General features: G+C 75.5%; 12 protein-coding genes. 9 read left to right on the top strand and 3 right to left on the bottom strand.

Annotated elements, in window-relative coordinates:
* Nucleotides 1–4 precede the first annotated feature (4 nt).
* The 7 genes from OYE22_RS30755 (at nt 5) to OYE22_RS30725 (ending at nt 7,049) form a co-directional block, all read left to right on the top strand.
* Nucleotides 5–184 (top strand): hypothetical protein, encoded by a 180-nt coding sequence (locus OYE22_RS30755; RefSeq protein ID WP_277323454.1) that lies wholly within the window; start codon nt 5–7, stop codon nt 182–184.
* Nucleotides 181–1,218 (top strand): ABC transporter substrate-binding protein, encoded by a 1,038-nt coding sequence (locus tag OYE22_RS30750; protein ID WP_277323453.1) that lies wholly within the window; start codon nt 181–183, stop codon nt 1,216–1,218. The genes OYE22_RS30755 and OYE22_RS30750 overlap by 4 nt, the downstream gene beginning before the upstream one ends.
* On the top strand, nt 1,218–2,420 hold the full coding sequence (locus OYE22_RS30745) for an LLM class flavin-dependent oxidoreductase (protein ID WP_277323452.1): 1,203 nt from the start codon (nt 1,218–1,220) through the stop codon (nt 2,418–2,420). Before OYE22_RS30750 ends, OYE22_RS30745 begins: the two co-directional genes overlap by 1 nt.
* A 351-nt stretch (nt 2,421–2,771) precedes the next feature.
* Nucleotides 2,772–3,857, top strand: a complete 1,086-nt coding sequence (locus OYE22_RS30740; RefSeq protein ID WP_277324404.1) for an NAD(P)-binding domain-containing protein — start codon at nt 2,772–2,774, stop codon at nt 3,855–3,857.
* Between the two features lie 230 nt (nt 3,858–4,087).
* On the top strand, nt 4,088–4,840 hold the full coding sequence (locus tag OYE22_RS30735; RefSeq protein ID WP_277323451.1) for a (Fe-S)-binding protein: 753 nt from the start codon (nt 4,088–4,090) through the stop codon (nt 4,838–4,840).
* A 17-nt stretch (nt 4,841–4,857) separates the two neighbouring features.
* Complete coding sequence (locus tag OYE22_RS30730) at nt 4,858–6,333, top strand: lactate utilization protein B (protein ID WP_277324403.1); 1,476 nt, start codon at nt 4,858–4,860, stop codon at nt 6,331–6,333.
* Nucleotides 6,330–7,049, top strand: coding sequence for an LUD domain-containing protein (locus OYE22_RS30725; RefSeq protein ID WP_277323450.1), 720 nt, complete (start codon nt 6,330–6,332; stop codon nt 7,047–7,049). Before OYE22_RS30730 ends, OYE22_RS30725 begins: the two co-directional genes overlap by 4 nt.
* 116 nt (nt 7,050–7,165) lie before the next feature.
* Here the strand turns inward: OYE22_RS30725 and OYE22_RS30720 are convergent, their stop codons facing one another.
* Together OYE22_RS30720 and OYE22_RS30715 are read right to left on the bottom strand one after the other, a co-directional pair.
* A complete protein-coding gene (locus tag OYE22_RS30720; protein ID WP_277323449.1) occupies nt 7,166–8,554 on the bottom strand; it encodes an amidase in 1,389 nt (462 codons plus the stop codon).
* Between the two features lie 160 nt (nt 8,555–8,714).
* Complete coding sequence (locus OYE22_RS30715; protein ID WP_277323448.1) at nt 8,715–9,155, bottom strand: ankyrin repeat domain-containing protein; 441 nt, start codon at nt 9,153–9,155, stop codon at nt 8,715–8,717.
* Nucleotides 9,156–9,392: 237 nt separating this feature from the next.
* Here OYE22_RS30715 and OYE22_RS30710 point away from each other — a divergent pair, with 237 nt between their 5' ends.
* Nucleotides 9,393–9,587 carry a hypothetical protein gene (locus tag OYE22_RS30710; protein WP_176160394.1) on the top strand — a complete coding sequence of 65 codons (195 nt, stop codon included), beginning with the start codon at nt 9,393–9,395 and terminating at the stop codon, nt 9,585–9,587.
* A gap of 29 nt (nt 9,588–9,616) precedes the next feature.
* Nucleotides 9,617–11,182, top strand: coding sequence for a hypothetical protein (locus tag OYE22_RS30705; RefSeq protein WP_277323447.1), 1,566 nt, complete (start codon nt 9,617–9,619; stop codon nt 11,180–11,182).
* Between the two features lie 34 nt (nt 11,183–11,216).
* Here OYE22_RS30705 and OYE22_RS30700 read toward each other — a convergent pair whose 3' ends face one another.
* Nucleotides 11,217–12,722, bottom strand: a complete 1,506-nt coding sequence (locus OYE22_RS30700; protein WP_277323446.1) for a PLP-dependent aminotransferase family protein — start codon at nt 12,720–12,722, stop codon at nt 11,217–11,219.
* Between the last annotated feature and the right edge of the window lie 172 nt (nt 12,723–12,894).

Here is a 12,894-nt window from a genome sequence, read left to right as displayed (position 1 = left end):
CCACATGGACCTCACGGACCGCATGAGCCCGACGTCGGGCCCGGCCCGCGTGCCGCCGAGGGGACGCGGGCCGCACTGCCCGCGCGGCGGCACCCGCCGCGACCACGGCGGCGCTTCGCGCGCCGCCACCCCCACCCACCCCCGGATCGCCGACCGCCGCACCCGAACGGACTCGCTGACATGAGCGCGCGCACCGCCATCGCCCTCCCCGCCCTGCTGCTCCCACTGGTCCTGCTCCTCACGGGCTGCTCGGGCTCCTCGTCCGCCGACTCGGGCGGGGGCAACACCGACGGCAAGGGCTCGGTGACACTCAACGTGGGCGACCAGAAGGGCGGCTCGGAGGCGGTGTTGCGGGCCGCCGGTGAGCTGGACGACCTGCCGTACAGGATCCGCTGGTCGACCTTCACCTCGGGTCCGCCGCTCCTTGAGGCGGTCAACGCGAAGGCGGTGGACATCGGGGCCGTGGGCAACACCCCGCCGGTGTTCGCCGCCGCCGCGAAGTCGAAGATCAAGGTGGTCGCGGCGACGCACGGCACCTCGTACGGCGAGGCGATCGTGGTCAAGAAGGGCTCGGAGCTGCGGACGGTCACCGACCTCAAGGGGAAGTCGGTCGCGGTCGCGCAGGGCAGTTCCGCGCACTACCAACTGACCGCGTCGCTGGCCAAGGCCGGCCTGTCGATCGACGACGTGAAGGTGAGTCTCCTCCAACCCGCCGACGCCCTGGCCGCGTTCACCCGGGACAAGGTGGACGCCTGGGCGATCTGGGACCCGTACACCTCGCAGGCGCTGCGGCACGCCGACGCCCGGGTGCTCACGACGGGGCAGGGCGTGGTGAACGGGCTGGGCTTCCAGGTGGCCGCCCCGGCGGCGCTCGACGACAGCGAGAAGTCCAAGGCCATCGCCGACTACCTGCGCCGGTTGCGCCGCGCCCAGGACTGGGTGTTCAAGCACCCCGAGGAGTGGGCCAAGGTGTGGGCCAAGGAGACCGGGCTGCCGTACGAGACGGCGCTCGACTCGGTGCGCCGCTCGCACGGCACCCGGGTCACCGTCGCCGTGGACGAGGCCGCGGTCGCCTCCGAGCAGAAGATCGCCGACACCTTCGCCGAACTGGGTCTGACCCCGCGCCGGTTCTCCTTCCGGGACTTCGTGGACACCCGGTTCAACGCCGGGCTGCCGCCGTCCACCGCGGCGCCCCGCTCCTACGGAAAGGGCCACTGATGTCCATCCACCTGCACTGGTTCCTGCCCACCGGCGGCGACGGCCGCACCCTGGTGGATCGGCACGCCTACGCCGCCACCGAGAAGGGCCGCTCGGGCATCGGGCCGGTGAGCGGGGTGCGCGCGCCCGACATCGACTACCTGACGCAGATCGCCAAGGCCGCCGAACACCTTGGCTTCGAGGCGGTGTTGACGCCCACCGGCACCTGGTGCGAGGACGCCTGGCTGACGACGGCCGCCCTGGCCCAGCACACCAGGCGGCTGAGGTTCCTGGTCGCCTTCCGGCCCGGGGTGCTCTCGCCGGTGCTCGCCGCGCAGATGGCGGCCACCTACCAGCGGATCACCGGCGGGCGGCTGCTGCTGAACGTGGTGACCGGCGGCGACTCCACCGAGCAGCGCCGGTTCGGCGACCACCTCGACCACGACCAGCGGTACGCGCGCACGGCGGAGTTCCTGTCGGTGGTGCGCGGCGCGTGGCGCGGCGAGCCGTACGACTTCACCGGCGAGCACTACCGGATCGAGGGCGGGCTGACCGCGCTGCCGCCCGACCCGCTGCCGCCTGTCTTCTTCGGGGGCTCGTCCCCGGCGGCGGGGCCGGTCGCGGCGGAGCACGCCGACGTGTACCTGACCTGGGGCGAGCCGCCGGCGCAGGTGCGGGAGAAGATCGAGTGGATCAGGGGCCTCGCCGAGCGCGCGGGGCGCGAGGTCCGGTTCGGCATCCGGTTGCACACGATCTCGCGGGACTCGGCGAAGCGGGCGTGGGCCGTCGCCGACCGGCTGCTCGACGACCTCGACGCGGAGACGGTCGCCGCGGCCCAACGGGCCCTGGGGCGCAGCGAGTCGGTGGGCCAGCAGCGGATGCTGGCGTTGCACGGCGGCTCGCGGGAGAAGCTGGAGATCGCGCCGAACCTGTGGGCGGGCGTCGGCCTGGTGCGGGGTGGCGCGGGCACGGCGCTGGTCGGCAGCCACGCGGAGGTCGCCGACCGGATCGAGGAGTACCACGCGTTGGGCATCGACCACTTCGTGTTGTCGGGCTATCCGCACCTGGAGGAGGCGTACTGGTTCGGCGAGGGTGTCGCGCCCGAGCTGGCCGCGCGCGGGCTGCTGGCGGCTCCGACCGGGGGCGCGCGGGCGCCCCTCACCCACGGCCACCCGGTGCCCACGCCGGGTGGCGCACCGCTGCTGATCGCCGGGGGGCGGTGAGGGGCGGCGGTGCTCCCGTCCGGCCTCGCCAGCGAGTGGCGGGGCCGGGCGGGCTCTCTTCCGGGGTGCTCGCGGCGTCCCTTCCGGGGCGCACGCGGGCTCTCCCGGGGCGCGCGGGCCGTCGAGGCGCGGCCCCGCCACGGAGCGCGTCGCGGCGGCGCGCGCGGGGCGGCCGTGCTGGAGACGCGTGCTGCCGTACGGCGCGTGCCGTACGCTGTACGGCCCGTGCCGCGCGGGAAGATTTCTCGGCTCGCCCAAGTTAGTAGAAGCGTGAACAACACTGGGGTGGTACGGGAGCGAGGGACCGGAGTCGGCCGGGCGGCGGACGGCGGCCTCGGCGGGAGCGGCGACGTGCGGCCCACGGCGCCGACGCCGCTCGACGTGCTCGTCATCGGCGCTGGTCAGGCCGGCCTCTCCAGCGCGTACCACCTGCGCAGGCGCGGTTACGAGCCGAACACCGGCTTCGTCGTGCTCGACCACTCCCCCGCGCCGGGCGGCGCCTGGCAGTTCCGCTGGCCGACCCTGACGTACGGCAGGGTGCACGGGATGCACGCGCTGCCGGGCATGGAACTGACCGGGGCCGACCCCGAGCGGCCCTCGTCCGAGGTGATCGGCGCGTACTTCGCCGCGTACGAGCGCGCCTTCGAACTGCCGGTGCGCCGGCCGGTGGACGTCAGCTCGGTGGGCGACGGGGCGGACGGGCGGCTGCTGGTGCGCACCTCGGTGGGCGACTGGGCGCCCCGGGCCGTGATCAACGCGACCGGCACCTGGGACCGCCCGTTCTGGCCGCGCTACCCGGGCCAGGAGACGTTCGCCGGCCGCCAGTTGCACACCGCCCAGTACCCGGGGCCGGCGGCGTTCGCCGGGCAGCGGGTCGTGGTGGTCGGCGGCGGCACCTCCGCCGTGCAGCACCTGCTTGAGATCGCCCAGGTCGCGGCCGCGACCACCTGGGTGACCCGGCGCCCGCCGCTGTTCCGCAGCGGCCCGTTCGGCCCGGAGGAGGGGCGCGCGGCGGTGGCCATGGTCGAGGAGCGGGTGCGGCGCGGCCTGCCGCCGCGCAGCGTGGTCTCCGTGACCGGGCTGCCGATGACGGAGGCGATGGAGCGGGCCCGGGCCGCGGGCGTCCTGGACCGGCGGCCCATGTTCGACCGGCTCACCCGCTCCGGCGTCGCCTGGGACGACGGCCGGTTCGTCGAGGCGGACGTGGTGCTGTGGGCCACCGGCTTCCGCCCGGCCGTCGAGCACCTGGCCCCGTTGCGACTGCGCGAGGCGGGCGGCGGCATCGCCCTGGACGGCACCCGGGCCGTCCGCGACCCCCGGATCCACCTCGTCGGGTACGGCCCGTCGGCCAGCACCATCGGCGCCAACCGGGCCGGCGGCGCGGCCGTACGGGAGATCCACCGGCTGCTCGGCCAGCCCACGCCGGTCGCCGCCTGAGCACGGGGCGCGCGCTCCGGCGGCGGTCCGCCGACCGGGCGAACGGCGCCGGTCAGCGCGCGGGGGTGGCGGCCCGGTCATACTTCACACCGCCCATCGGCTGCGGCAGGATGACCACCGCGGTTGATCACCTTCCGGGCCCGCCCCGGTGGTCGGCCGGCGCCACCGGCCGAGGCAGGCCGAACCCGAAGGGCCGGGGCACCTCGCGAGGCGGGCCGGAAGGAGCGTCCGTGCGCGTTGCCCTCTTCGTCACCTGCGTCAACGACACCCTCTACCCGCGCACCGGCCAGGCCGTCGTCACCCTCCTGGAGCGGCTGGGCGTCGAGGTGGACTTCCCCGCCGCCCAGTCCTGCTGCGGCCAGCCGCAGTACAACACGGGGTACCGGCACGAGAGCGAACCGCTGCTGCGTCACTACGCCGAGGTCTTCGCGGGCTACGACCACATCGTCACCCCCTCCGGCTCCTGCGTCGCCATGGTGCGGGACAACTATCCGCGCCTGGGAGCCAGGGCCCGGGCCGAGGGGCGCGGCAGCGCGTTGGCCGAGGCGGCGGCGAACGTCGTGCCACGGACGTACGAGCTGACGGAGTTCCTGGTGGACGTCCTCGGGGTGACCGACGTCGGCGCGTACTACCCGCACACCGTCACCTACCACCCCACCTGCCACGGGCTGCGCATGCTGGGCCTGGGCGACCGGCCGCTGGCCCTGCTGCGCCAGGTACGGGGGCTCAAGCTGGTCGAGTTGGCGGGGGCCGACGAGTGTTGCGGCTTCGGTGGCACGTTCGCCGTCAAGAACGCCGCCGTCTCGACCGCCATGGGCGCCGACAAGGCCCGCGCCATCGAGGCCACCGGGGCCGACGTGGTGTGCACCGTGGACAACTCCTGCCAGACGCACATCGGCGGCACCCTGTCCCGCCGGGGCTCGGCCGTGCGCCCCGTACACCTCGCGGAGATCCTGGCCAGTACGGAAGGAAGGGTGCTGTGACCCGTATCCACCTCGGCATGCCCACCCCGCCCGGCGCCGCCCCCGCGTTCCCGGACGCGGCCGAGCGCTCCACGCGCGACACCACGCTGCGGAACAACCTGCGGCGCGCCACGCACACCATCCGGGCCAAGCGCGCCGCGGCCGTCGCCGAACTCGCCGACTGGGGCGAGCTGCGCGCGGCGGGCGCCGCCATCAAGGACCACACCCTGCGCCACCTCGATCACTACCTGGAACAGGTGGAGGCCGCCGTCACGGCCGCCGGCGGCCAGGTGCACTGGGCCGTCGACGCCGCCGAGGCCAACGCCATCGTCACCCGGCTGGTTCGGGAGACCGGCGAGCGCGAGGTGGTCAAGGTCAAGTCGATGGCCACCCAGGAGATCGGCCTCAACGAGGCGCTGGCGGCGGCCGGGATCACGGCGTACGAGACGGATCTGGCCGAGTTGATCGTGCAGCTCGGACACGACCTGCCCTCGCACATCCTGGTGCCCGCCATCCACCGCAACCGCGCCGAGATCCGCGACATCTTCCGCACCCAGATGGGCCGGTGGGGCCGCCCGGCGCCCGCCGGGCTCACCGACGAGCCGGCCGAACTCGCCGAGGCCGCGCGGCTGCACCTGCGGGAGAAGTTCCTGTCGGCCAAGGTCGCCGTCTCCGGCGCCAACTTCATCGTCGCCGAGACCGGCACCCTGGTCGTCGTCGAGTCCGAAGGCAACGGCCGGATGTGCCTGACCCTGCCCGAGACGCTGATCTCGGTCGTCGGCATCGAGAAGGTCATCCCCTCCTGGCGCGACCTCGAAGTCTTCCTGCAACTGCTGCCGCGCTCCTCCACCGCCGAGCGCATGAACCCCTACACCTCCATGTGGACCGGCACCACCGACGGCGACGGCCCCGCCGCCTTCCACCTGGTCCTGCTCGACAACGGCCGCACCGACGCGCTCGCCGACCAGGTGGGACGCCAGGCCCTGCGCTGCATCCGCTGCTCCGCCTGCCTCAACGTGTGCCCCGTCTACGAGCGCGCCGGCGGCCACGCCTACGGCTCCGCCTACCCCGGGCCGATCGGCGCGATCCTGACGCCGCAGCTCCGCGGCACCGTCAGCGCGCTGGACGCGTCCCTGCCGTACGCCTCCTCGCTCTGCGGCGCCTGCTACGAGGTCTGCCCGGTCGCCATCGACATCCCCGAGGTCCTGGTGCGGCTCCGGGAGCGGGTGGTCGAGGGCGGCCCGGTGACGGTACGCGGCACGCGGGCGGTGATCCGGCCGGCCAGGGGGCACGCGGCCGAGCGGGCCGCCATGCGCGCCGCCCGCTGGGCGTTCGAGCACCCGCGCGCGCTCCGCGCGGGCCAGCGGTTGGCCTCGCGTACCCGCGCGCTGCACCCCAGGCACCTGCCGGGCCCCGGTCGCGCCTGGACGCGCGGCCGCGACCTGCCCGAGGTGCCGGCGGAGTCCTTCCGCGACTGGTGGCAGCGCACCCGTGGCGAGCGGGGGACGGCATGAGCAGCAGGGAACGGGTCCTCGGCCGGGTGCGCCGGGCGCTGGCCGACGTGCGGGAGGAGCACCCCGACACGGGGGCTACGGGCGGCGCGGCGCACACCGACGGCGGGCCCGCGCGGGACGGCGTGGCCCGGGACTATCTGCGGGTGCACGGCGAGCGCACGGCGGCCGAACGGGTCGAACTGCTCGCGACGCACCTGGCGGACTACCGGGCCCGGGTGCACCGGACCGACCCGGCCGGGCTGCCGGACACCGTCGCGGCGCTGCTCGCCGCGCGGGGCGCGCGCCGTGTGGTGGTGCCCGAGGGGCTGCCGGCCGACTGGCTGTCCGCGTCCGCCGCCACCCCGGTCCCCGACACGCCCGCGCTGAGCGCCCGCGACCTCGACGCGGTCGACAGCGTCGTGACCGGATGCGCGGTGGCGATCGCCGAGACCGGCACGCTCGTCCTCGACGCGGGCCCCGGGCAGGGGCGCCGTCAGCTCACGCTCGTACCCGACCACCACGTGTGCGTCGTACACGTTCCGGGGCAGGTGGTGGACTCGTTGCCACAGGCGTTGGAACGCCTGGTGCCGCACCGCCCGTTGACCTGGATCTCGGGCCCGTCGGCCACCAGCGACATCGAACTCAGCCGGGTGGAGGGGGTGCACGGCCCGCGCGCCCTGGACGTCGTCCTCGTGACGACCGACGCGCCATCCACCGCCTCGTCAAGCCCCCGCTGACCGTCCGCGCCCCGCCCGCTATGGGCGCGCGGCACGGCGGACGGACGGGCCACGCGGCGGGCGAGCAGGCAGTGCGGCGGGGCAGGGCGCGGCGGACGAGCAGCGCGGCGGGCGGGTCAGCCGGTGCCGGCCGCCGCGTCGGTGGCGGTGGTCGTGGCGGTGGCGGTGGCGGTCTCGGTGGCCGTGGCCGCCTCGATCGCCGGCGCCCAACCCAGCAACTCCTCGTCGGCGCCGGCGCGGGCCACGCACTGCACGCCGAGCGGCAGCCCGGGGGCCAGGCTGCCGGCGGGCACGGTGAGCGCCGGCACCCCCGCGTACGACCACGGCAGGCACATCACGGAGTTGCCGGTGGTGGCCAGCCCCCGGGGCGCCGTGCCGGTGGCGGCCGGCGTGATCCACAGGTCGATGCCCTCGGCGGCCAGCGTGGCGTGCACCCGGTCGCGGAACGCCCGCTGGTGCTCCCGGGCCGCCGCGTAGTCGGCCTCCGTCACCGCCTGGCCCTGCCGGATGGCGGCGACGGTCTCGGGGCGGTAGAGGTGGCCGAAGCGCGGGAACCACTCCGCATGCGTGCGGGCCACCTCGTACCGGTTGACGACGAACTGCTGGGCGTAGACGGTGTCGAAGTCCGGCATGAACGGCACCCGGCGCACCGTGAACCCGGCCGCCCGCAGGCGCTCGACCCGCGCGTCGAACGCCGCCACCGCGTCCGCGTCCGCGCGGTCAAGGTAGGGCCCCGTGGGCACGCCGAGCACGGGTAGCGCGCGCCCGGCGCCGGTCGCCTCCCGCGCCGCCTCGGGGCGCCAGTCGTCGCACACCACCGCCGCCGCGTGGGCAACGCCGGCCACGTCCGTGGCGAAGAGGCCGAGCGTGTCCAGGCTGGGCGCGTTGGCGATGACGCCGGCCACGGGGATGCGGTCGTAGCTGGGTTTGAAGCCGACGACGCCGCAGTAGGCCGCCGGCCGGATCATCGAGCCCACGGTCTGGGTGCCGATCGCCAGCGGCACCATGCCCGCCGCGACGGCCGCCGCCGAACCACTGCTGGAGCCGCCCGGCGAGTGGTCGAGGTGGTGCGGGTTACGGGTGGGGCCGGGGGCCGTGACCGCGAACTCGGCGGTCACCGTCTTGCCCGCCACCACGGCCCCGGCCGCGCGCAGCCGCGCCACCACCGCCGCCTGCTCCCCCGTCAGCTCCCCGGCGGGCACGGCCGAGCCGGCGCCCGTGGCCAGCCCGTCGGCGTGCATGATGTCCTTCACGCCGACGGGTACGCCGTACAGCGCGGGCCGTTCGGCGGGCTCGGGCCAGCGGGCGCGGACCTCGGCGGCCTCGGCCCGCAGCCGCCCGCGCCGGTCCGGCTCGGCGACGAACGCACGTATCCGGCCATCGATCGCGGCAATCCGATCGCAGGTCCGCTCGACGTGCGCGAGCGGGTCCCACTCCCCCGAGCGGAGCGCCGCGGCCTCGGCCACCAACGGGCGCCGCCTGATCAGCTCGTCTCTGTCTGCCATGGCGGACAGCGTACGGCGGCGCCCGCCACCGGCCGGCTCGCGCGCGGCGGTCGCCGCGGTGCCCGAACGCCCCGCTCGGAGGGCCGTTATCAGCCAGCGCGAGGCTGTGCCACACCGAGCTGGACCGGACTCGGCGCGGCCCGCCGCCAGCCGCCTGCCCTCACCCCTCGGTGAACAGCCCCACCAGGTCCGGGCGGCCGAAGACCTGGGCCGCCTCAAGCGCCGACGGCGTGCCGGCCGACGGGTTCGCGCCGTGCCGCACGAGCAGCCGGACGACCGCGTCCTCGCCCTTGAACACCGCGCCCGCCAGCGGCGTCTGGCCCCGGTCGTTGGCGCGGTCCGGGTCGGCGCCGCGCTGGAGCAGCGCCTCCACGGACTCCGCGTGGCCGTGGTAGGCGGCGAGCATGACCAGCGAGTCGCCGCGGTCGTTGGTGAGGTTGGCGGGGACCCCGGCGTCCACGTACGCGGCCAGCGTGTCCGTGTCGCCGTGCCGGGCCAGGTCGAAGACCTTGGCCGCCAGTTGCAGCACCTCCGGATCGTGCGCCGGCTCGGCGTTCGGGTCCACCCCGCCCTGTGTGCTGGCACCGCCGTGTTCGGTCATGAAATCCGCCCTTCGCTCTGTCGAGGAGGGCCCACCCCAGGTGCGGGAGAGCCCCGATCGCCGCATCGAGGCGCCGCGGTTCCGGTCCGCGCCGCACTCCCACCCTACGGATCGATCATCACTCACGCGCGAATGAATTGACTGATAAATCACCCATTCGCAACTTTCTCCCTTTCGCACTTTCTGTGAGTCTTGTGCCACTCGCGGTGATCGTCCACATTCTTCAGGAGACCCGTCATGATCTTTTCCATCTCCGGCGTCGTGCTGCTCGGCGTCATCGTCTTCCTGTTCTTCCGTAAGGACGGCCTCAAGGCATCACACGCCATCGTCTGCGCCCTGTTCGGCTTCTACCTGGCCGGCACGGCGATCGCGCCCAGCATCCAGGCCGGCAGCGCCAGCCTCGCCGACCTGCTGGGCGACATCAGGATCTGACCGCCCACCGCCAGCCCTGGAGGCCGCCCGTGGCCCGCCCCGCGCTCCCCCGCCCCCCGATCACCAAGGCCCCACTCGCCCGCGGGCGCGCCCTCGCGCGCACCGCCGCCGGCGGCGTGGCCGACGTCCTGCACCCGTTGCTGATCGTGGCGCGCGGCCTGCGAGTGCTCGCCACGGCTGGTCGCCGTAGGTGGGAGCAGACCCCACGGGAGCGACGCGGTCCCACGCTGTTCTTCGGCGCGGCCGGCGCCCTGGCCGTCGCCCTCGCGCCGTACGGGCCGCTGTTGGCGCTGGTCGGCCTGCTGGCCGCGGCGGGCTGGGCCGGCCGCGACCGGTCGGCGCTGCGCAACACGCCCACCGGGGCCGAGGCCGCGCGGCTGCGCACGCTGTACGAGGCGCTCGTACCGCACTTCGGCGCGCCCGAGGACCCCGACCCGCTCTACGCGTACGCCCGTAGCTGGGAGACGGCGTTCGAGGAGTACGCCTTCGCGGACGACGGGCGGCCCACGTACCTGGTGCTGCGCTACCCCGGCTACTTCGCGGATGGCGACCCCGTGGCGCGGTGGCACGTGGAACGGTTGCTGGCCGCGAAGTGCGGGCGGGGCCGCGAGTACCGCTTCGACTGGGACCAGGAAGCGGGCCGGCTCACCCTCAGCGTGTTGCCCGCCCTGCCCACCACCCTGTGCGCCCAGCGCTTCGTGACGGCGCCCGGCGAGGCGGTTCTCGGCTTCACCGACCCGGACGCGGTGCGGCGCACCGTACCGGTGACCGACCTCGACGGGCGGGCCGACCAGCACGCGGCGCCGGTGCTGTGGCGCACCGGCCCCCGGTCCACCGAACCGCACCTGCTCGCGCTCGGCCGGCCAGGCAGCGGAACCACCACCCTGCTGCGTTCGCTGCTGCTCCAGGCCCTGCCGTACGCCGACGTCCTGGTCGTCGACGGCGCGGGCAGCGGCGGCTACGGCTTCCTGCACGGCCGGTCCGGCGTCCTGGCCGTGGAGAGCGACCCGGCCGGCGCGCTGGCCGCCCTGGAGTGGGCCGCGCACGAGACCGAACGGCGACTCGTCCGCGCCCACGAGGCCCGACGGCTCGGCCACCCCGCCCCCGACGACATCCGCCGGCCGCTGTGGCTGGTGGTGGACCGGCCCGCCACCCTCACCCACCTGACCTCGACCGACGGCCGCCCCGGCCCCCAGGAGCTGCTGCGCGGCCCGCTCCGACACGGCCGGCCCGCGCACATCAGCGTCGTCATCGCCGAGCAACCCGACGGGGCCGAGACCCTCGGCCCGTACGTCGCCGCCGCCACGCGCGCCCGCGTGGTGCTCGGGCCCGCCTCGTACGAACAGCTCCACCGCACGCTCGGCGCGCCGCCGCCCACCTCGCCGGTGCCCGACACGCCGCCGGGCCGGGGCTTCGCCCGGCTCGGCGACGGTCCGGTCTACCGCCTCCAGGTCCCCGCCACGCCCGACCCGTACGACGACGCCACCAGCGAGGCCCAGCGCGGGGCGGTGCTCGCCCTCCTGCCGGGCTACGCGGCGGCTCCGTCGGCGACGGAGGCCGTGCCGTCGGCCGCGCCGCCGGCGGCCCCACGCTGACGTCCGGCCACGGCGGCCGGGCGGCGCCGTACGACTACGCCACGAACAGCCGCGTCGACTCACCCTCGGCGCCGGCACCCGTCGCCACCAGGCGTGCCGCGGCCGCCAGCCGGACGGCGGCCTCGTCGGCGATCGCGCCGCTGACGGTGAACGGCAGCCGCACGTACCCCTCGAACGCCCCGTCGATGCCGAAGCGCGGCCCGGACGGGACGCGCACCCCGAGCCGTTCGCCGGCCTCGGCGACGCGCGATCCGGACAGTCCCCCGGTGCGCACCCACAGCGTGAGCCCGCCCCGGGGGATCGTGAACTCCCAGTCCGGCAGGTGCCGTTCGAGCGCGGCGACCAGCGCGTCCCGGTTCTCCCGCGCGCCGGCTCGCCGCACGGCCACCGCCTCCTCCCAGCCGCCGTTGCCCAGCAGCCAGTTCACGGCGAGCTGATCGATGACGGGCGTGCCGAGGTCGGCGTACGCGCGGGCCGCGACCAGCGTGCGGATCACCTCGGGCGCGGCCCGCACCCAGCCGATCCGCAACCCGCCCCAGAACGCCTTGCTCGCGCTTCCCAGGGTGATCACGGCATTGCCGGCGGGGTCGAACGCGGAGACCGGCTTGGGCATCCGCACGTCCGGCTCCAGCGGCAGGTCGGCCATCGTCTCGTCCACCACGAGTACGGTGCCGGCCGAGCGCGCGGCCTCGACCAGGTCGCGCCGCTGCTCGTTAGAGGCGAGCGCGCCGGTCGGGTTGTGGAAGTCGGCGACGACGTAGGCCATCCGCGGCGCAGCGTCGCGCAGCACCTGCCGCCAGCCCGCGACGTCCCAGCCCCGCAACCCGTCGGCCATGGCGACGGGCACCAGCCGGGTGCCCATCTCGCGCATGAGCTGGAGGACGTTGGCGTACGAGGGGGACTCGACGGCCACGCGTTCGCCGGGCCTGACCATGAGGCGACAGATGGCGGCCACGGCGCCCATCGCCCCGGTGGTGACCATGATCTGCTCCGGCATGGTCGGGATGCCGCGCTCGGTGTAGCGGTCCGCGAGCGCCTGCCGCAGGATGGGAAGACCGGCGGGGTAGTCGCCGTGGGTGTGGGCGTACGGCGGCAGCGCCTCCATCGCGCCGCCCACCGCGCGGGTCAGCCACGGCTCGGGTGCGGGAAGCGCCGCGCAGCCGAGGTCGATCACCGAGCTGGCGGCCTCCGGCGGCAGCGGCTCCAGGGCCCGGGTGGGCAGCGGGTTGCCCGCCGGCACGGCCGTCCAACTGCCCGACCCGCGGCGCGAGGCGAGGAAGCCCTCGCCTCGCAGCGCCTCGTACGCGGCGGCGACGGTGGTGCGGCTGACGGCGAGGGCGGCGGCGAGTTCCCGCTCGGCCGGAACCCGCGCGGCCACCGGCAGCCGGCCCTCAAGGACGAGCAGCCGCACGCCGTCGGCCAGCGCCCGGTAAGCGGGCACCCGGCGCCCCGGCACCTCGGCGACGGCCCCCGCCGGACGCTGCGACGCCAGGAGCCGCGCCAACTGCGGAGCCCCCACCGCAGAGGTCCACTCGCCCATGATCACCAGTCCACCTTTCCGAGATTGGCTCTGGAAGTGGCCTACTCCCGGGCCACAGAGTGTCATGAGACAGGCCACTGGCACCACCTCAACGCCCGGTAGGCCACGGCCAGCCGGAGCGAGTGGCACGCCCCCGCCACCGGCGGAGGCCGCGCCACCCCGCCCTCGCGAG

The organism is Streptomyces sp. 71268, from assembly GCF_029392895.1.
Taxonomy (GTDB): Bacteria; Actinomycetota; Actinomycetes; order Streptomycetales; family Streptomycetaceae; genus Streptomyces.
Note: the sequence above shows the minus strand (reverse complement) of the source record. Positions and strands in the feature narration are given on the sequence as shown.